This is a genomic window from Paenibacillus sp. sptzw28, from assembly GCF_019550795.1.
GTDB lineage: Bacteria > Bacillota > Bacilli > Paenibacillales > Paenibacillaceae > Paenibacillus_Z.
The window spans coordinates 3,432,582-3,451,740 of the sequence record NZ_CP080545.1; the positions used below are offsets into that span (position 1 = coordinate 3,432,582).

At 46.3% G+C, this 19,159-nt stretch carries 19 protein-coding genes and 1 pseudogene; 5 read left to right on the plus strand and 15 right to left on the minus strand.

Annotated features, from left to right (window positions below; translation table 11 throughout):
* The 6 genes and pseudogenes from KZ483_RS15425 to KZ483_RS15450 form a co-directional block, all read right to left on the minus strand.
* Positions 1 to 348 carry a YciI family protein gene (locus KZ483_RS15425; protein ID WP_220348315.1) on the minus strand — a complete coding sequence of 116 codons (348 nt, stop codon included), beginning with the start codon at positions 346 to 348 and terminating at the stop codon, positions 1 to 3.
* A 151-nt stretch (positions 349 to 499) separates the two neighbouring features.
* On the minus strand, positions 500 to 1,030 hold the full coding sequence (locus tag KZ483_RS15430; RefSeq protein WP_220348316.1) for a GNAT family N-acetyltransferase: 531 nt from the start codon (positions 1,028 to 1,030) through the stop codon (positions 500 to 502).
* A 59-nt stretch (positions 1,031 to 1,089) separates the two neighbouring features.
* Positions 1,090 to 1,755, minus strand: a complete 666-nt coding sequence (locus KZ483_RS15435; RefSeq protein ID WP_220348318.1) for an HAD family hydrolase — start codon at positions 1,753 to 1,755, stop codon at positions 1,090 to 1,092.
* Between the two features lie 102 nt (positions 1,756 to 1,857).
* A complete protein-coding gene (locus KZ483_RS15440) occupies positions 1,858 to 2,415 on the minus strand; it encodes a class I SAM-dependent methyltransferase (RefSeq protein WP_220353469.1) in 558 nt (185 codons plus the stop codon).
* A gap of 89 nt (positions 2,416 to 2,504) precedes the next feature.
* A pseudogene (locus KZ483_RS15445) lies at positions 2,505 to 3,011 on the minus strand (GrpB family protein).
* 15 nt (positions 3,012 to 3,026) lie between these two features.
* Complete coding sequence (locus KZ483_RS15450; protein WP_220348319.1) at positions 3,027 to 3,407, minus strand: winged helix-turn-helix transcriptional regulator; 381 nt, start codon at positions 3,405 to 3,407, stop codon at positions 3,027 to 3,029.
* A gap of 115 nt (positions 3,408 to 3,522) precedes the next feature.
* Here KZ483_RS15450 and KZ483_RS28935 point away from each other — a divergent pair, with 115 nt between their 5' ends.
* Together KZ483_RS28935 and KZ483_RS28940 are read left to right on the plus strand one after the other, a co-directional pair.
* A complete protein-coding gene (locus KZ483_RS28935) occupies positions 3,523 to 3,963 on the plus strand; it encodes an alcohol dehydrogenase catalytic domain-containing protein (RefSeq protein ID WP_309568581.1) in 441 nt (146 codons plus the stop codon).
* Entirely contained in the window at positions 3,960 to 4,538 is a 579-nt protein-coding gene (locus KZ483_RS28940; protein ID WP_309568582.1) for a zinc-dependent alcohol dehydrogenase family protein, read from the plus strand. The genes KZ483_RS28935 and KZ483_RS28940 overlap by 4 nt, the downstream gene beginning before the upstream one ends.
* A 124-nt stretch (positions 4,539 to 4,662) precedes the next feature.
* On the opposite strand, the gene KZ483_RS15460 is transcribed toward KZ483_RS28940, so the two are convergent.
* From KZ483_RS15460 to KZ483_RS15490, 7 genes are all read right to left on the minus strand, one after another.
* Entirely contained in the window at positions 4,663 to 5,256 is a 594-nt protein-coding gene (locus tag KZ483_RS15460) for a GNAT family N-acetyltransferase (protein WP_220348320.1), read from the minus strand.
* Between the two features lie 16 nt (positions 5,257 to 5,272).
* Positions 5,273 to 5,716, minus strand: coding sequence for a pyridoxamine 5'-phosphate oxidase family protein (locus KZ483_RS15465; RefSeq protein ID WP_220348321.1), 444 nt, complete (start codon positions 5,714 to 5,716; stop codon positions 5,273 to 5,275).
* A gap of 49 nt (positions 5,717 to 5,765) precedes the next feature.
* A complete protein-coding gene (locus KZ483_RS15470) occupies positions 5,766 to 7,268 on the minus strand; it encodes a UDP-N-acetylmuramoyl-L-alanyl-D-glutamate--2,6-diaminopimelate ligase (protein WP_220348322.1) in 1,503 nt (500 codons plus the stop codon).
* Between the two features lie 43 nt (positions 7,269 to 7,311).
* Complete coding sequence (locus tag KZ483_RS15475; protein ID WP_220348323.1) at positions 7,312 to 7,665, minus strand: QcrA and Rieske domain-containing protein; 354 nt, start codon at positions 7,663 to 7,665, stop codon at positions 7,312 to 7,314.
* A gap of 227 nt (positions 7,666 to 7,892) precedes the next feature.
* Positions 7,893 to 8,654 carry an aminoglycoside 6-adenylyltransferase gene (locus tag KZ483_RS15480; protein WP_220348325.1) on the minus strand — a complete coding sequence of 254 codons (762 nt, stop codon included), beginning with the start codon at positions 8,652 to 8,654 and terminating at the stop codon, positions 7,893 to 7,895.
* Positions 8,655 to 8,686: 32 nt separating this feature from the next.
* Positions 8,687 to 9,175, minus strand: coding sequence for a GNAT family N-acetyltransferase (locus KZ483_RS15485; protein ID WP_258881271.1), 489 nt, complete (start codon positions 9,173 to 9,175; stop codon positions 8,687 to 8,689).
* Positions 9,176 to 9,220: 45 nt separating this feature from the next.
* On the minus strand, positions 9,221 to 9,829 hold the full coding sequence (locus KZ483_RS15490; protein WP_220348328.1) for a TetR/AcrR family transcriptional regulator: 609 nt from the start codon (positions 9,827 to 9,829) through the stop codon (positions 9,221 to 9,223).
* Between the two features lie 440 nt (positions 9,830 to 10,269).
* Here KZ483_RS15490 and KZ483_RS15495 point away from each other — a divergent pair, with 440 nt between their 5' ends.
* Entirely contained in the window at positions 10,270 to 11,112 is an 843-nt protein-coding gene (locus KZ483_RS15495) for a cytochrome P450 (RefSeq protein ID WP_220348329.1), read from the plus strand.
* Between the two features lie 149 nt (positions 11,113 to 11,261).
* Here the strand turns inward: KZ483_RS15495 and KZ483_RS15500 are convergent, their stop codons facing one another.
* Positions 11,262 to 17,021 carry a LamG-like jellyroll fold domain-containing protein gene (locus tag KZ483_RS15500; protein WP_220348331.1) on the minus strand — a complete coding sequence of 1,920 codons (5,760 nt, stop codon included), beginning with the start codon at positions 17,019 to 17,021 and terminating at the stop codon, positions 11,262 to 11,264.
* Between the two features lie 546 nt (positions 17,022 to 17,567).
* On the opposite strand from KZ483_RS15500, the gene KZ483_RS15505 reads away from it, so the two are divergent.
* Both KZ483_RS15505 and KZ483_RS15510 read left to right on the plus strand, forming a co-directional pair.
* Positions 17,568 to 18,227, plus strand: coding sequence for a FusB/FusC family EF-G-binding protein (locus KZ483_RS15505; RefSeq protein WP_220348332.1), 660 nt, complete (start codon positions 17,568 to 17,570; stop codon positions 18,225 to 18,227).
* 99 nt (positions 18,228 to 18,326) lie between these two features.
* Positions 18,327 to 18,872: a DUF1697 domain-containing protein gene (locus KZ483_RS15510; protein WP_220348333.1), complete on the plus strand. Its 546-nt coding sequence runs from the start codon at positions 18,327 to 18,329 to the stop codon at positions 18,870 to 18,872.
* An 89-nt stretch (positions 18,873 to 18,961) separates the two neighbouring features.
* Here KZ483_RS15510 and KZ483_RS15515 read toward each other — a convergent pair whose 3' ends face one another.
* Entirely contained in the window at positions 18,962 to 19,138 is a 177-nt protein-coding gene (locus tag KZ483_RS15515; protein WP_220353749.1) for a hypothetical protein, read from the minus strand.
* Between the last annotated feature and the right edge of the window lie 21 nt (positions 19,139 to 19,159).

Here is a 19,159-nt window from a genome sequence, read left to right on the forward strand (position 1 = left end):
TCACTTTATTGACGGTATATTTTGCCGCACTTCAACCGCATCGCTTGGACCACGGGCCGCCCATTCCAGCGCTGTATCAAGATCCGGAACATCGATAATGAAGAATCCGCCAAGCTGTTCTTTCGTCTCAGTAACCGGTCCGTCCTGCACCAGCATTTCGCTGCCCTTCCGCCTCAGACTGGTTGCAGTCTCCGGAGCCTGGAGGCCGGAGCCTGTCACAACGACACCTGATGCGCGTAATGCATTCACATAATGGGACCAGCTTGCCAGATACTCCTTCTGCCGCGATGAATCGGTTCGCAGCGAAAATTCCTCCGGGCTTTCATAAAACAGAAGCGTATAATGCATGTTTATTCTCCTCTCAAATTGTACTCGAGTGTGCTACTATCTCACTCAATAGAATGACGAACTGCTCTCACTCATTTCGACATTATTCAAAAATTTATTTGGCTAGAGTGATTACGAGTGTGCAGGTCCTACCGGGCTTGGGTGTAAAGTGTTACTCAAGCTCAATCCAAAACCTCCGTACTACATTCCCGTTTTCCTCAGTAAATTCCGACTCGAATTTCCCTCCATTCTTGATGATGGTCCGTTCGGAGCCGGTATTGCCCTTGTCACATACGACAAGAACCCTGCTGAGTTCCATTGTCTTGGTCTGCAGCAGGGCTAATGATAACAACAACGAGGCGTACCCTTTCCGCCTCTGGGATGGTCGGACCCCATAACCGATATGTCCACCGTTATTAATCAGTTTTTGGTTAAGCTTATGGCGAATATTGACTGCTGCGACGATTGAATCGGCTTCGTTCAATAACCAATAAGTTGAGTGCGGTACCCAGTTTTCATTCATAATCTTTTCTTCGGAATCTTGAGAGTATAAAAATTCAATCATAGAGGGAAAATCGTACGGCTCACGCTCTACCACCCAGGGAACTATATTTTCTCCGCTCCTCTTCCACTCTTCATAGAATGAAATATATTCGTCCCGGTAATCAAGTGATGGCTTGACCAATCTAATTGAAGCTTGCACACTCTCACCTCGATATGATTTTATCCAATGCTAGCTCACCATCTTCTGCCTGATCGGCATCACTTACAATATCCCCTGATTTCTTCCAGTTTCTTAATTGTCTGAAATCCACTTACTTCCAATGTTTCGTCCCATGGGCTGAATCCTTCTAACCATATTGCGTTTAAGCCTGCATTTATTGCACCGTAGACGTCATTAGACGGATGATCGCCGACATATATAGCTTTGACAGCATCCACACTCAATCTCTTTAATGTTAACTCGAAAATTGCTTTCTCAGGTTTCTTAAGTCCAACCTCTTGAGAAATATGAATGATATCGAAATATTCCCTTATCATGACAGAATCGATCTTTCTATCCTGTACCATTTTCTTCCCATTTGTTATTATAGCCAGTTTATATCCGCCTCTTTTTAAATACGTTATCAGCCCCAGTGCTCCGTCCATTAATACAGAGCTTGCAGGAAACTCTTCGTTCCAAAATTCCTGAAACTGATCAAACGATGGTACAGAAATCCAGGGTAAGTTTTCAGACAAATAGTTATATATGTCCTTTTTGCTTTGATACCCATCCCCATCTGCCGTCAATAAATTTGCATAGACGCGTTCCTCGGTATAGTCGGGATGAATATATTTTTTATGCAGTTTTTTAGATAGTATATGCAGAGACTTTTTTCTATCAAGCAAGGTGTTATCCAAATCAAAAATAACAGCTTGATAAGTCATGTAGGTTTCATCCTCTAAATTTATAATTGTTCTGGCAGAAATTTAAATCCCACTAATGCTAAAGCGTTCAAGTCTGTTAGGCATATCATCATTAATGTCCTTTTATGGTTTGATAGCGTCAACTATCAATGAAACAAATCCCAAATGACCATTTTGATTACGGTGATCAAATCGCTTGGAACGATAAATAAAACCCTTTCTTTCATCCCAGTGGTTATAATGAAATTCACCGTTCTCATCGCAATATTCGAGAAGCTGGACCTGAAAACCAGCGGATTCAAACATCGTCGTCAGCGTTTTGTAGCTATGGACAATTTTGTGGGAAGCTGCAGGATGGTCTTTTGGTCCCGGCCCCTCTATTTTCACAGTATTTTGATATTCCTCATTTGGAAACAAACCATCAGGTACAGCACACCGGATGTACCCTCCCGGCATGAGAAATTCGTAACAATTTTCCGCCGCTTGCACTCCCTCTTCGTATGTCAAGTGTTCCCATACATGCTCGGCCAGGATAGCAATTATGGATTCCGGTGAAAATCTCAGGTTCCAATCATTCTTGTTGAGTAAATTCAATTCCTCCTCTTGAGTGTGTATCCATCCTTCATTATTGTTTATACCTCCGGCCCCGACTACCACTCTTAATTCTTGAGTCAAGCCAATCACTTCCTTTTTGTTCTGATTATAACTGAAAAGGGGCGCCTCTTTCTTTAGAGTCGCCCTTCCAGGTCCATGCGCTTTTATTGTCGGGATTATATTATTCCTTTCGCCAATTCAATAACGGAATCAATGAAAGGTCCTTTCAGCTTGGTGTATTGACCTCGGTTGTCAGCATATATCGTGGCAAGATACTTCTTTAATTGCGCTTATTCTTCCACTTTCCCAAGGTTGTGTCTCAGGTAATCGCGAAATAAAAGGTTATTGTTCCATTCCTCGCTGTTTAATTCGTACACATGCAGATGATGGGTTCCCCTTCGCCATTCCCCCTTCCTAAAGAAACGACGGTTCGGAAAATCTTCTTTTGGAACATATTCGTAACCAATTGATCTTAAAGGCTCTAAGAAGGAATCGGCTTCAGCAAGTTGATTAACGCCAAGGGCAATATCGATGATCGGTTTGGAAGGAAGACCGTAAATGGAGGTGCTGCCAATATGCTCAATGATGATCGTCTGATCGTCTAATGCAGAGCGAATGTTTGCTTTTTCATGCTCGAATTGCTTAATCCATTCAGAGCAATATTCTTCAATGATGACTTCCATGGCCTTCATCCCGCCTTAATCCGGTTCGTTCATACGGTCATATTCTTCTCTTGCCCGCTGGACATGAGGATAGTGCTCATTCGTCCATTGCTTAAATTGGCGTATGTGAAGCATCAATGTTTCGCTAAGCGGCGTTAGCTCATATTCGACAGTCGGGGGCACGGATGGATGAACCTCGCGTTTCACGAGTCCATCCCGTTCAAGCTGTCGCAGCGTCTGGGTCAGCATTTTCTGGGAGACGCCCTCGATACGCTTGCCGATTTCGCCGTAACGCTTGCTGCCTTCATCCAAAGCATGCAGGACGAGTACCGTCCACTTGCTTGATATAATCTCGAGCACCCGACGGTAACCGCATGCTGAATCAGAAATATCGGATTTGATTGTTTCGTTTCTCATAAACTATCCTCCACGCACCAAAACGTTCGTTTCGCACCCAAAAGTGCCTACTTACTTTATTTTAGTACATATATTATTGTATGTCTATGCCCTAAACTAAAAGGAGAGATTATCCATGAAAGTATTTGAACTGAAAAACGGCTTCGGCCTTGATCAAGTCACAATGGCGGAGCGTCCCATACCGTTACCCGGACCGGGCGAAGTTCTCATTAAGCTGCGTGCTGTTTCGCTCAACTCCCGTGATTTGGGCGTGATTAACGGATTCTACTACCCCGATTTGAAGCTGCCGCTTATCCCTCTTTCTGATGGTGTCGGCGAAGTTGCAGCTGTTGGTGAGCAAGTCACTCGCTTCGAGATTGGAGACCGAGTAAGCGGCATTTTCTCACAGCAGTGGCTTTCCGGTGAACCAACAGAGGCGTGGCTTAACGGTTTACTCGGCGGTCCCTTGGACGGCTTACTCGCGGAATACGCCATTCTGAATGAGAGCGGTCTGGTGCTTGTGCCGAAGCACTTGACGGATGAGGAAGCAGCCGCTCTCCCTTGCGCGCTGGGGTGACAGCTTGGCAGGCAATTGTAGCGGAAGGCAATGTGAAAGCAGGCGATACCGTTGTTGTGCAGGGAACCGGCGGCGTTTCATTGTTTGCACTCCAATTCGCCAAGCTGCAGGGTGCGAGGGTCATTGTTACGTCAAGCAGCGACGAGAAGCTGGAACGCGCGAAGAAGCTTGGCGCCGATTTCGGTATTAATTACCGCAGCACGCCCGATTGGGACAAAGCGGTGCTGGATTGGACAGATGGACGCGGCGCAGATCATGTGGTTGATCTGGGCGGGGCGTCCACACTGAACCGCTCGGTCGCTGCCGTCCGCTTCGGAGGGCGGGTAAGTTTGGTCGGTATCTTATCGGGCGCGACAGCGGAGGGCTTCCAGCTCGTTCCTACTTTCCAGAAGAGAGTGCGGCTTCAAGGAATAAACGTCGGGAACCGCGATATGTTTGAAGCGATGAATCGCGCGATCGAGCAGCATAAGCTCCAACCCGTAATTGACCGTGTTTTTCCGTTTGAACAGTCGATCGAAGCATTGAAATATATGGCTGAGGGAACTCATTTCGGGAAAATTGGCATTAAGTTTTAAAGATATTGTTTGCGAAAACAGGGCAACAAAGCAGTCCAAGACTGGGATCACGCAGTAATGGACTGCTTGCTGCTTATTATGTTTTAGGATAAATAGCTGCAATAGTCAATGTCATTGTCGTTTATTAATACCGCCATTTACTTTTACTTATCGTGTAATGATTATACTGCTCTTGCCGGATCTCAATAATGGTTTGGAAATCGAAACCACATTTACGGATGACTCTATTAGAGGGTAAGTTACGGAGCAGAGCGATAGAATTTAGCTGCTCTATATCTGTGTGCTCGAACAAATACTTGATGATTCCTTGAACAGCCTGGGTGGTATAGCCCTTGTTTGTGTAGTCCTTCGATATTGCAAACATAATCTCTCTATTAGAAGGCGGCAATTCATCTTTAATACCGGTGCAGCACCACCCAATAAATTCACCAGTCTCCTTTGAAATAATACCTAAACGCAGCCGGAGATTTTCAATGCCACCGTCTTTCGATACAGCTTCTAAAAACTGCTTGTTTTCTACTGTTTCATAATTTAATAACCAATCCAAACGTTGTTCCCTGGATACGTTCCAACCGGGCAAATATTCTACTATTTCGGGTTGATGGGTAATACTGTAAATAGCATCAATATCGCTTATTTGGTACTCACGCAGTAAAACATCTTTACAATCTATTGTGAAAATATTGTCTGCGGAACCCGCTTGATTACTTGAATTCATTTTCATTCTCCCGTCATTATGAAGACCCAACTTTATAAGATTGATCTCTTACAACCACCGTTTCCGGTGTAAAACTTATTAATAGATTGCTGTCACTTAAGCCTCGAAAACGACTATCCCAATCCTCCATATTCGGACCTAAATAACGTGATAACAATCTCATAGCGATATCTTTATCATATGGCCGCACACTGGCTGCTCCGCGAAAGCCGACATGCAATACTTTCCCCGTATTTCTATTAAAATCAACGATTCCTATAGCGCATTTTGGGTTTTTCAGGATCCTGTTTGGAAAACTATCCGCAGATGTTCCTATGATCCAAAGTTGGGTTTTTTCCCAGAGATACCATACGGGAGAATCTCTTGGCCCTTCGTCCGACATCGTAGAAAGGTGAGCAAACAAAGGTTCCTTTAAGAATTCATCCAAGTCAAAACTCCGGTTTCCTCTGATGAGTTTCATCCGAATACCACCAATCCATGAAAAAGCTCTGGTAACTTAGCTCCTGAATTTACATCGAATTTATCCGCCTGCGAATTGCCTCCCTAGCTTCTTCCCGATCATCGAAGTGTATCGTCCTCTCCTTCAGGATCTGATACGTTTCATGGCCTTTACCTGCGATAATAACGATATCGCCGGAATTAGCCATTTCAATAGCACGGTTAATCGCTTGTCTGCGATCCTCGATCAGTTCATAAGAATCAATTGATGTTCCGTATTCGCATAAACCTTGTTCGATATCCTTTAGTATACGAAATGGATCTTCGGAGCGAGGGTTATCCGACGTGACGATAATAAAGTCGCTGTATTGTGCAGCCAGCTTACCCATTACCGGCCGTTTGGTCCGATCCCTGTCACCGCCGCAGCCAAAGACGGTAATAATCTTTGCGCCGGCAAATTCGCGCAGGGTAGATAGCGCCTTCTCTAAGCCGTCGGGAGTATGGGCATAGTCGGCGAGCACAAGGAAATCCTGCTGTTCATCCACTACTTCCATCCGGCCCGGGACACTTGTCAAATTTGCCAGCCCCTGCCGGATGTTATCAAGGGGTATCTCTTCGGCAATCGCGGTCGCTATAGCCGCAAGAGCATTGTAGACATTAAAAGTTCCAACCATCTTCAGCTCCATCGCAGCCGAACCTGCAAAAGAATGCAGCTTGAATTTCGTTCCATTCGAGGTCAGCTGAATATCTTCGGCCATGACATCCGCCTGGTTCTTAATCCCGTATGTAATAACCTGCGCAGCAGTTAGTCCGTTCAAATAGTTGGAGGCCTCATCGTCAGCGTTCAAGACGGCGTATTTTCGATTGGAAGGATCCGGCGTAAATGAATTACCAAGCCTTGAGAATAACATCCCCTTTGCTGCGAGATAGTTCTCCATTGTTCCATGATAATCCAAGTGGTCTTGTGTGAGGTTTGTAAAAACGGCTGTTCGAAAATCACAACCAAGCACCCTTCCTAGATGCAGTCCCTGAGAAGTCACTTCCATAACACAGAAGTCAGTCGAAATTTCCTTCATCTTCTTTAAATTTGCCTGTAATTTGTTTGGATCCTGGGTATTAATATCCGTCTCCAATAATGAAGGACCAATTTTTGTACCGATATTCCCCATTAGGCCTGTTGAATAACCGGCATGAGTCAATATCGACTCAATCATGTGGCTTGTTGTCGTCTTTCCATTCGTCCCCGTTACTCCAATCAACTTGATATCCTGACTCGGATACCCATTGAAGTGCGCGGCAAGAGCCGCCAATGCATACCTTGCATTTGGCACCTTTATTGCCGGTATATTTACTGTTACATCGCGTTCTACAATTAAAGCTGCCGCTCCTGCTTTTACAGCATCATCAATAAACTTATGACGATCCTCTTGAAATCCGGGAACGCCTGGAATACATACGAACAGCTCTCCCGGCTGCAAATTCTGCGAGTTAATTGATATACCTGTAATGTCGATATCAGCATCGCCGTTAACCTGGTAAATGGTTAGAACACCAATAAGCTCCTTTAGCTTCAAAAAAGAATCCCCCCTATGCAACAAAAATGATATCGCTTATCTATTAGACTCTGTTAACAATACTTCCCTTTATCGGCGATAAAATATCGATATACACACTGTTGTGAATGATAATAGGTTCAAATGTATCAAGCCCTTGCGACACAGCCTTGACTGCATTTCCCTTTATGTCGAATTCGGCGCCATGACATGGGCATCGGAAGAAAAGCCCATTTACAGCACCGCGCTCCGCTTCCGGAGCAGGTTCTATTTCACATCCCAGATGAGTGCATGAAGGTGACATAATGTGTACGCCGCTCTTTGTATCGTTTTTCACATAAACGAAAGAATTGATCGGTTTCGTAACCCACGCATCTTGTATGACAGCCTGGTAATGAACTTTTTTCACGCCTTCCACAGCCATCAACTCCTGCAGATCGCCCAGAATTACTATGTTCCCTGGCCTTTCTTGGGGAGTCCGCCCCTTATACTTTACAGCCCCATAATAAAACAATCCGGTACTCCCCGCCAAAATCCCTGCTGCTCCCAGCACCACCTTACCGGATGTACTCAAAAAGGAACGCCTCGTTATTCTTTTGGGATATCGTCCATTCAAAACAGTCACAACCTTCCAAAGGGCTCACTTTAAGGTTTCTCCAACTCTTCTCTTAGTTCTTTAAGAAGCTCACTAAACCATAATTGTGACTGTTCAATTTTCATTTCCAGGTCATCAACTGAACCGATTTTAAACAGTTCTTCCAATTTTCCAAGTACATCAGGCGGAAGATGCTTCGATATGGAAACAATATAGTAATCATGATTAATAGGTTTGTATTTGATACGTAATAACTCGATAAGCGGGGTTACAACGAATTTGTGATAATAACCCATCGCTTCAAGGAATTTGTTACGCTTTACGTATTTCTTTGCCCTTGCTTTCTGATTCATCATATTTTCAAGGTGGTATAACCGGTTAATTAACCGCAGGTTAAGTTCATCTGCATCAAGGCTTTCATATTGTACAACGCCTTTTTTGTCGAAGATTATGTATGGAATTTCACTGTCATTTTCCGTGATAAATTTATGTTCACTGCTAATTTGAACAGTAATGTCAAGAAATAAGGAATCGGGGGTGTCTTGTAAATGATACACTTTATATCTTGAGTTCGGGTTGTTTCGCGGTTCTTCATAAGATAAATCTATTCTACCAATATCTGTTAATATATTCTCCAAGAGGCTAAATATTTCATTCCCAAAACCGTCTTCAACATCAAATACAATATCAATATCGGAATATTGGTCCATTGAATTAGTGCCGTCTGAACCCTCTAACCAGATCGCGTTTATTTGTTTAGTGTCCTTCAAGCCTTCTTCAATCCGCGAAAGTATATATTCTCTTGTAATCATAGAGTTCGTCCTCTCTGGTAATTTGAACATTGTTAAAGCTCACTCATATTATCCAAGACCTTCTTGAAAACTACCCGGTTACCGCCGCGGCCATCATAGTTAATAAATGCCGGTACACCCCCCAGTTCTTGTTCCTGAGGCTCAATCATGAAACCAAGCCGGGCATGAAATGCTATGGAATTCTTTTTTCCCGGAGCAGTCACACATCGAATGACACTTCTTCCTAATGATCCGGCACGTTCGAAAAATGTTTCATAAAGCGAGCGTCCGATGCCTTTGCCGCGCCAAGCGGGGTCAACCATCACGATTCGAATATAGGCCTCGTCCGGTTCGGATTGTGACAGGAAACCGATAATGAATCCAACAATCTTCCCGTTTTCTTCGGCCAATAGACAGGTTTCGCGGAAATGATGGATATACCATCTGGATAACATATCGCTTGAATAATGACCTCCCCACCAGTCGTCCGCTGCCTTCAGAATATATTCACAATCGTTTTGATTCATTTGTCTTATGATCAAACAGCATTCCCCCTTCTCATTAGAAGATAAGTATAGGTTTCAGATTTACTTCCCTTTTGGTTTGTTCTTCTGGAAATGAGGCCGAAGCAAAGAAAATTGTTTGGCAAGAAAATGCGGAGTATATGGCATGTCGTTTCTAAGCCAAGAAACGATCGTTCCAATCAGGGCTGAAGATGCGTACCAAATGGCAATGTCCTTCTGAATACCTTCTGTCGTGAGGCAGGAGTCGTTCTCCATTCTCTCCCATCTGGCGGTAATCGATTCCGTTAGCAGCTTTAGCAGACGTTCCGTAAAGATCGGAGTTCGTCTGGAGCCGAGAATGACTTTATAAAATTTTGCATGCTCGGCAATATGCTCGAGTACATTCACCAGTACCGGCCAATCCGCATCTTCTTCAGTATTCAGATTCACCCTCGTATTCTCTGAAATCCGCTTAATGTCCAGGGCCATATCATCAGCCATTTTTTCCAGCATATCCGGAATGTCTCGATAATGAAGATAGAAGGTAACGCGGTTGATAGTGGCTCGCTCTGCGATGCGGTTAACTGAAATTTTCTCGAGATCCATTTCCTGTAGCAGTTCAACAAAGGCATCTCTAATCAATTGACGAGTACGAAGTATTCGGGGATCCATGCGCGGCTTTATCTTATCCATCGTATCGTATCCCATTCCTTTCCTTATTAGATAGTAAGCTACAATTTCCTGCTTTACGTAGAACATCTTCAAGTTAAACTACACAAAATGAATTTCATGTATATTACTGTACACTTCATCAATAAGCGTCGCTTGTAAACTCACTATTTCTGTTTATAATCTAATTTATACACCGTGGATTATACAACACATTGTAAATTATGTCCACGACAGAGATGAAAGGATGGAGTTGGCGATTCTTTCCCATATTTTGTGAAAACCCGGGTTTGCAAGATGGCTTTATTGAGATATGGTTTTACCTTATTTTAAATGGATCATTTAGGAGGGATTTTTTATGAGTTCAGTCGATCAAACCATCCTTTTGCACGAAATTTGCGTTCGCCCCCCGTACCCTTGAGGCATGGGAACCCCGAATTCAGGCTATTGTCGATGAATTGATCATGGATATGGAAGGGCTGGAAACAATAGATGTTATGCAGAAGCTGGCGATTCCTCTTCCCGTGGTTGTCATTTCGGATTTACTCGGCGTCCCATCCAAAGACCGGGCGATGATTAAAACCTGGTCAGACATCATCTTCCTTCCGTTTGCCAAGGAAACTTACGACGACATTAACGCTCAGAAAGCACAGGTCATGAAGGAGTTTTATGAGTACTTGTACCCCATCGTGCTGGAGAAACGGAAGAATCCAGCCGATGACATCATCTCCGACTTGACGAAAGCCGAGCTTGAAGGCGAGCAATTAACGGATGAGGAAGTGGTCATGTCCTCCATCGGACTGCTCGGTGCCGGAAATGAAACGACGACGACTTTCATTTCCAACGCCTTTTATTCCATGCTGTTTGACCAGCCGGGTATTTATCAGGAGCTGCGAGCCGACTTGTCATTGGTTCCCAAGCTGCTTGAGGAAGTGCTGCGTTTCCGCTTTCCGTCAGTCATGGATCGCAGGATAACGCAAGATACCGCAGTCTTCGGACACGAAATGAAGCAAGGGCAAATGATTATGGCGTGGGTCGGTGCCGCCGATCGGGATGAGGCCCAGTTCGCCCATGGGGATGAGTTTGATGCCCATCGCCCGAATAATCAACAGCATCTCGCGTTCGGATCCGGTCCGCATTTCTGTTTGGGCGCCCCGCTTGCCCGCATGGAAGCGCGTATCGCGCTCTCCTCCTTTGTAAAGCGTTTCGCCGATATCGGGGCGGTTGAGGGCTTCGAGGTGACCGACCATTTGACCGATTCGGCGCTGGGCCAATCCCTTAAGAGCCTCCCTATTCGACTAGCTTAAGCTATTTAGTTCAAAAAGCTGCATGCAAAAAAACAGCGTTTTAACTTTAATTTAAAGTTAAAACGCTTTTTTTGTATACTATTGCTCTCAATTCATAAGACGCAAGTCCTACAGTGCTGCTGGATGACGCCTGGGAAATTCCGTTTGCGCTAGATCACAATTCGAGCCCATCGGATCAGAATGTCCGCCTGTTCCCCCGTGAAAAATTTCCCGGTTTGGTCCGTCACTTGGCCAATATAGTCGGCCATCATGCTCTTAGCCGCGTCTATTCTGCCGCTGCCTGCCGCTGCTTTCGCCTGATCCAGCTTTTGGTTCAGCGATTTTACGACTGTATCCCACTCTTTGGTACCCGTCGCCTTCAGGAATGAGTTTGTCACTGTCTTTAAGCTGTCAAACGTAACTGTCACCGTAAACGTGTGCGCAGCTGTCGTTTGATGGCCCGCCATATCCTCTGCTGTGATCGTTACAGTATTCTGACCGGCGGGCAGTGAGTAAGCCTTGGCCTGAACCAGCGGCTGGCCGCACGGCGTACCGTATACGCTCGAGATAACATCCGTCGCGCTGCATGTAATGCTCACCGTCTGATCGATCGTGTACGACGCCGAGCCCATTATCTGAACGACGGGTGCGCTCCGGTCGATCTTAATCTCAAGCTTGTTCGCTTCTCCCGAATCGACCGAACGGCGGTACTGCACCTGATGCGTTCCCTCTTGTGCCAGGGTGACAGGCGCGCCATAGACTGCCCAGGTGACTCCTCCGTCCAGGCTGTATTCCGCGATTGCCGCAGGAGACATGGTCACTGTGACTGGGGATGTATACCAGCCGTTCTTGCCTCCCGGAGCCGCAGGGTCTACAGACACAGTAACATCCTTCCACTGCAGCCCCTTGAGTGCAGCAATCAATCTCGCTGATGCCGAGTCGATCTCGGGCTGAGCTGCAGCCTCATTGCTGTAGACCTCTTGCGCTTTCTTTACTTCCGCCTGAAGCGCTTGTATGCTCTCCTCTTTGTACAGCCCGGTATCGACTGCACCGGCTTCTTCCAGTAAGATCGGAAGCAATGTCTTGTCGATCGGCTTGTCATAGAACTCAAGCTCAGCGACGTTCGAGTTACCGGCGGGAGAATAGAAGCGCAGATAATTGAAGGCTGTCGCATTTGTAATCGACGCTGTATTCCAAGCCGCCGCAGTGATGCCGTTAATCGTATAAAGATCGGTCCAGGCCATTCCATCATTCGACCCTTGAATGATAGAGCCCTTTACCCTGGATACAAAATTGGTTCTCGGATAGAATTTGACACTTCCGATGCTTCTGGCATTGTCCGCACCTAAATCGACAAGAATCCAGCTTGGGTTGGCTGTGGTATCGGTATAGGTGCCCGTATTGCCGTCAAAAGCCCGCCAACCGTTCTGTGCAGCTGACCCCGCGTTGGCGTCAGGCCAGACTACAGTAGAAGCGGTGACCATCGAAGACGTCACGGCAACTTTCGCCGCGGGAAGTGTGGATGCAGGCACCAGCAATGATTCGGCTTGAGCGAGCTGTTGGATAAGCGCCGCTTTATCGGCGTCCGGCAGCGCAAGCGCAGCCTGGATCCGTTCCGCTTCCTTCTTATACAGGTAGTAGCTGCCCTTGGTATAGCCGTCTGGCATCAGCAGTCCGAGACTAACCTTGAAAGCAACCGTTTGGCTGACCGTAAACAGCCCGTTGCTAACGGTAAAGATGGCAAAGTTGTCGCCGTAATTCGCCGGAGCCGGAGTCCACGTGAAGATACCTGTGACAGGATCAAACGCCGCGCCCGAAGGCAGTTTGGCAGCGCTGTAAGTTAGAGCCGCACCGGTAGGATCCGTCGCTTTCACCTGATACGTAAACGCTTGTCTTGTCTTAAGCTCCACCGTTCCACCCGGAGCGATGACCGGATCGCCTTTTACGGTGAGCTTGACGGTACGGGAAGTAGACCCTCCTTCCGCTGCAGCGGTTAAGGTTAACGTATAGACTCCGCCCTGCGTTCTGGCAGGCGTCCATGCGACTGTGCGCTTATCTGGATCGAAAACCGCTCCTTGCGGCAGTCCGCTTACACTGAATACGGTACCGGTTACGGAGTTCAACTGGTGAAGCTTGAAAGAGAGCTGATTGCCCGCGATGACGGTTTTGTCCGCAACGGGAGCAATCGCCGGAACGCCCGGCAGATAGACCAGACCTTCATAGGCCCCTCTTAAACGATCGGCTGCGGCGTCAACCTCAGCCTGGCTTGCGCCTGAATCGGATGCGACAGCCTGCGCCGAAGGTATTTCCTGCTGCAAAGCATGCACGCTGTCAGCCGTATAGATGCCGGCATTGCCTGCTGCAGCAGCCTGCTCCAACAAGAATTTAAGCAAGCTGTTGTCATTCCCATACCCGGTTTGATTATACACAGCCCCGATCTCGCCATCGCTTAAAACGCGATTGTAGATACGGAATTCGTCGACCATGCCGCTAAACAGCGGATCGGAAAACTGGCTTTTGCCGATATAGTTCGTGCCAGGCTGGAAATCGCCCGGTTTGATCGTGATACCGGTCTTCGCCGCCTTCAGCACGCCGTTCACGTACAGCTTCGCCGTTCCATTCCCTAGTGTCACCGCGACATGAGACCATTGACCCACCGGCAATTGCGCCGTTTCCACAAATTGTTCGCTACCGTTCTTGATCGAGAAACGAAGTGTGTTATTGCCCGATCTCGGCGTGAGGAACATATATTGATTTGTGTTATTGCCAAAGTCGAAGATCCTCTGCCACTGGCTGCTTCCATTCCAATACACCCAAGTGGCGAGGGTCATCTCGTTGTAGCCCGACATTGGCTGCGTCGCTGGCAGCACAACATAGCTGTCCGTGCCGTTTAAGCTGATCGCTTGCCCGACCTTTCCTGCCGGGTAAGCTGCGGCTCCAATAACGGTTCCGCCCGTGGACGTAGAGAACCCGAACGAATTATTTGCGTTTCCTTCGAATGAGTAGAGCGACGTTGTGTAAGGTACCAACAAACTGCGGGCATCATAAATTTCATTAATCAGCTCTTGCTCGTTATAATCGGGATTGCCGACGCTGCTCTTCACATATTCCAATTCTTTCTGGAACAGGTAGTAGCTTTGTTTCGTATAGTCTTCGTCAGGCAGCTTCTCCGCTTCCGCCAGCGCTTCGGCAATCGTGCCGGGAATTTGGGTGACCATCTCATGACGCTCTCCGAAGATTCGGAATTCAGCCGGCTCAATCATCGGAGCACCTGGGAACAGTTCGGTCGCCGGCTCGATCATCTGGATTTTCAGGAAGCGGAACTGCTCATCTTTGAGGCTATCCTCTACGTCAAGTTTTTGCATATCTTCCGTCACTGTCGTCAGACCGGGCGTTAACCGTGTCCAATTGACTTTATTGTTCGATCCGAATACGGCAACGCCGCCGATCCGTTCGGGAAAGCTGGCTCTTACCTGGAGCCCGAACGCATTGGCCGATACTTTAAAGTCAGGCCCGAAATCCATGTAATATGTCAAATTCTGAGCCCAACAGAAGCATACAAAACTTCCATTCCCATTATCGAGCAGATTCGGGACTGCATTACCGAATGTGGAAGAAGCGAACATATTCAGGTAATTCATGCTTCCGTCACTTAACAGCGGCGTCAACAATTGTAGTCCCTGAACCGCATTACTCAAACCAACCAATTTCTGATAGAAAACCTCATCCGCCGAGCTATTGATCGCACTCATGACATCGGTATACACGACTTTATAACGTTCAAGAGTTGACGAAATATAATTTGTACTCGGATTATAAGGAGTAATTACCGCGGCCACCGCCGACTCCCGGTCATCGGTTACGATTACGGTAACGTCTTTAGTTGTCACCGTGGTTCCGTCCGATGCCCCCACGACAAAGGAGTAGGTTCCGGCCTCAGTCGGCGTCCAGGAAAATACGCCGGTGCTTTCGCTTAGGACAGCACCCTCCGGTTTATTGTCGATTTGATAAGTAACGACGTCCGTCGCGTTCGGGTCTGCTGCCGTAAAATCGAATTTGACCGGTGCCTCGGAACCGACATAGGCAAATAATTTCAATGGCGCATTTCCCGCACTAAACACCGGAGGCGTCAGCTGAGCTCCCGCGTTTACATTAACGTGATCGAGGTCAACCGTTGTCCCTGAGCCTTTCACCTTGAAATAAACAAGGTCCCCAAAAAACTGGAAATTGTTCATCGTATAGGTTACATACCGCCACTGCCCCATCGTGTCAGGCAGCGTAATGGTATCGCCAATTCCGCCTATAACCTCCAATTTGGCTGTGCCATTGGTCCGAATTCGGAATCCGATCGTTTTCGAGCCTGTGCTTGAGGCTACGAGCGCAATTTTGCTTCCCTCTTCCGTTGCGGTGAATTGGACGAAAGAAGTATCTCCTTCCTGCTTTGTCGCGGAATTGCCGTCAAACCTGGTATATCGGTTTTCAACCTCTCTCAAATCCGGGTTCGATACCGGTTTCGGAAGATATTGCGCACCTTCGGCTTCCGCTTCTTTCGGGATAAACAGCCAATAATCGGCTCCTCCATCTGGCGACTCCCAGTAAAAGGGCAGTCTCTTCGCAAACATTTCGGTAAAATATGGGGCTGCTTCCGCCATATTTACTCCTGCCGTGTATTTATAATAATAGTATAGGTCATACACATTACCGCCGATTCTTCCTCGATAAGCCCCGGAAATGTCTTTATAAATGATGGTCGGATTTCCATTCGCATCGGTATGCGCCGCAACCGGGATCCACGGCGTATCGTAACCGATCATAAACCGGGCAAACAAGTCGGCGGCTTTCAAGATGCGGTTATCGAGAAATTCGTATGGGCCCACAGCATCCGGCGCTGTCGAAGCCGTCCCGTCTACCGGGTCTACTTTTGTTCCTTGGGCGAGCAGTAACCGCGAGATGATTTCCACATTGGTAATGTCTCCGGCGCCGTGCGCCTGGTCCCGGCCCATTTCCACATGCTGAACGACCGGGGGATCTACCGGCTCCCCAGTCAATGCATTGGTGTCCACCAGTCTGAATAATGCTTTAATGGCACCGTTCTGCCCTTGATCCACAGCCGTCTTATTGACGGTAAACCACTCGACCCCTTCGTTATACCGGTCTCTGTTGCCGGTAAAGATATAACCTGACATGGCTCCCAGCAGCGAATAAAGATGCTGGTTCATAAAGCGGTAATTCGTATGCTGGAAGGTTTCGATGACCGGATTGATCAGATTGTTCGTGAAATCTGCCGTATCTTTATCCGTCCATGCCAAGCTCGGGTTTTCAGTGCTTGTATACCGCAGGATTTCTGCAGCAGTAGTCATGCGATTGAGCGGAATTCCCGTATGAATATGCGAATCGGTAAAATACACGTATTTCGCGGGGTCCATCTGTTCCCAGATCCGGATAATACGCATCGCGTTTGCCCGGTAGACTTCATCACCCGTTATGACATATAACAGAGCTTGAGTATAAGCCTTCAAACCATCGGCTATAAATCTTGAGTTAAAGCCCTGGCTGTTGAACGCATTGCTGGCCGGTTTCGTCGGATCCGCGCCGCTCTGATTGCTGGAGGTGACGTTCTTTGCAGCCGCAGCGGATAAGAGCATTTGATTGAAATAGGTATTCCAGGGCTCTTTCTGTGCCCGTACCTGTGCCCTCACATTCTCTAGAATATCCTTGGTAAGCCCAACACCGGGATGCTTGAACCCGCTTGCATCGATGACCTCAGCAATCGTTGGTAAATAATCCGTAATTACCGACTGCACAGTTGTCTCAGCTGCAGATACCCGCGGCGATATAGGCAGGAGCGCTGCCATGAAACTAATGCAAATGACAATAGACAATATACGTTTAAACTCATTTCCGTAATTGAACCTTTTCAGAAACATCATTGTTAGTCCTCCATTCATTTAATGCGACTTGATGCACAAAATGCTTGTCTTTCTTTCGTTTTTAGTTAGTGCCGACCTTTGATAAGGACAGTTCTAAACTCTTTAATCACCCCCACTGAACTCCATAATGACAGTAATCATATAAGCATCGTTCAGCACTCCCAGAACCAACTCTATCAAAATGAAAACGCTCTATCTATTGTAATATTATTCGATTTCATCAGTTTTCTTTAAATTCGACAGCACAATTCGCAAAAAAGTGAGGATGGCATGTTCACCATCCTCCGCAATATCCATATTGCTTCCAAAAAGTTGCAGCAAAGGTTTGATTTATTTTATAATGTCCAATACAAGGGGGGGCGGTAGGGATGGCAAATCATTTTGTCAGAAGAAGTAACGACCCATGCAAAGCCTAATACTAGGGCGATACTTTGCGTGGGGCTAAGGCAATTAAAGTTAACATTGTCGCCCGAATAAGCTTATATCGATTCTAATAATGGCTTTGCACCTTATTTGGATTTCATTAATAATAAGGGGCTGAAAAGCATGGACAAACCATTTATTAGAAACCATCAATATAACTTGATTAAGAAGCAGGCCGACCTGCTGCGGAATGCCTGCAATACCGTTTCCGACCGAAAAGTGGTGGACGCGGTAAGATATAGCGTGCAGCTTAAAATTAACGAGGCGCTGCCGGATTTGAGCGAGCTTCAAAAACAAATGCTGGAGAAGATTTCGACATTAAATACTGCGCGGGAATTTCAGTATTATATGCTTTCACTGGAGCCTTATTTGGCTGAGTTTGAGCACGTAACGGATAAACACATCAAGAAGCTGTTTCCCAAAATCAAGAAACTGAAGGTTCCCGACTTAGCGGCAATCGATTACCGCTATGTGACCTACCTTGGTTGGACTGATATCGCAACGAATAAATTGTTTCTCGTTTATCATCTGAGCGGGCAGCTCATCGGTGTAGAAGGAAGATATACCCCGGTGAATAAGAAAAGCATTTGCTTTTTGTGCAACCGCCATGAAGAGGTTGCATTATTCTCCGCGATTACGAAATCGAAACCGGTTAACGCTTCGCCTGACTACTATAAGGCACTCGGCAACTATATGTGCGTGAACAGCGACACATGCAACAAGAACATCACGGATGTTTCCGCATTGGAGAAATTTATTTACGACGTCTGTGAAGCACCGTGAATCGTAAATCACAACTCTTCTTCCAATAAGACAACTGGAGCCCGCCTTAATGGCGGGCCTCTCGTTTTAACCGAAATTATTGATTAGGGGGAATGCTAATTGGTTTATACAGCACTGCTGCGGGGGATCAATGTTGGCGGAAACAATAAAATTGACATGAAGCTGCTTAAGAAAGCTTTTGAACAAGCTGGTATGAACTCTGTTGTGACATATATCAATTCGGGAAATATTATATTTACATATCATGGACAATCAAAAACGGAAATATCTCTGATTCTTCAAGAAGTTATACATTTAAATTTCGGATTGCAAATCAAAGTTGTGGTCCTTAATTTTGATGATATGAATACAGTCGCGAACTCCATTCCGGAGTCATGGACTAACGACCAGCAGATGAGAACTGAAGTGATGTTTTTATGGGATGAGGTCAATAGTGAGTCAGTTCTTGAAGAGCTTGTTATTAAACCGGATATTGATACGGTGAAATACGTTGGCGGAGCGATTCTATGGTCGGTTGAGAGAAAGAATGTTACACGAAGCGGTATGAATAAACTGATCGGCTCAAAGATATATCGACAAATGACAATCAGGAATGTAAATACAACCCGCAAAATATTCGAACTTATGCAAGCTGCAATGAAGTAAAATCAGAGATATGCCCGATTAAGTAAAAGCTGCAAACCCGAGAGACAAGACACAGGGCACCGGCGAGATAACGCTGGTGCCCTGCTCCCTCAAAGACGTCTGTTTCTCTTTTCATCCAGATATATATCCAGAGCCTGTATACCGCGAATCGCGAGTTTAATGAATAGGAATAAAGCATATATTCCAAGCAGCATAAATAACCCGTTGAAAATAAACATCAACGTCGGTAACACTTCAAACATCGAATAGCCGGAAGTAACTGTCATCCTTTCACCCACCTTTTCTGT

Coding starts and splice junctions, on each gene's coding strand:
- KZ483_RS15425 (WP_220348315.1), bottom strand. CDS start 348: ATGCATTATACGCTTCTGTTTTATGAAAGCCCGGAGGAATTTTCGCTG.
- KZ483_RS15465 (WP_220348321.1), bottom strand. CDS start 5,716: ATGAAACTCATCAGAGGAAACCGGAGTTTTGACTTGGATGAATTCTTA.
- KZ483_RS15480 (WP_220348325.1), bottom strand. CDS start 8,654: ATGATTACAAGAGAATATATACTTTCGCGGATTGAAGAAGGCTTGAAG.
- KZ483_RS15505 (WP_220348332.1), top strand. CDS start 17,568: ATGGACAAACCATTTATTAGAAACCATCAATATAACTTGATTAAGAAG.
- KZ483_RS15495 (WP_220348329.1), top strand. CDS start 10,270: ATGGATATGGAAGGGCTGGAAACAATAGATGTTATGCAGAAGCTGGCG.
- KZ483_RS28935 (WP_309568581.1), top strand. CDS start 3,523: ATGAAAGTATTTGAACTGAAAAACGGCTTCGGCCTTGATCAAGTCACA.
- KZ483_RS15450 (WP_220348319.1), bottom strand. CDS start 3,407: ATGAGAAACGAAACAATCAAATCCGATATTTCTGATTCAGCATGCGGT.
- KZ483_RS15490 (WP_220348328.1), bottom strand. CDS start 9,829: ATGGATAAGATAAAGCCGCGCATGGATCCCCGAATACTTCGTACTCGT.
- KZ483_RS15435 (WP_220348318.1), bottom strand. CDS start 1,755: ATGACTTATCAAGCTGTTATTTTTGATTTGGATAACACCTTGCTTGAT.
- KZ483_RS15500 (WP_220348331.1), bottom strand. CDS start 17,021: ATGATGTTTCTGAAAAGGTTCAATTACGGAAATGAGTTTAAACGTATA.
- KZ483_RS15515 (WP_220353749.1), bottom strand. CDS start 19,138: ATGACAGTTACTTCCGGCTATTCGATGTTTGAAGTGTTACCGACGTTG.
- KZ483_RS15460 (WP_220348320.1), bottom strand. CDS start 5,256: ATGAATTCAAGTAATCAAGCGGGTTCCGCAGACAATATTTTCACAATA.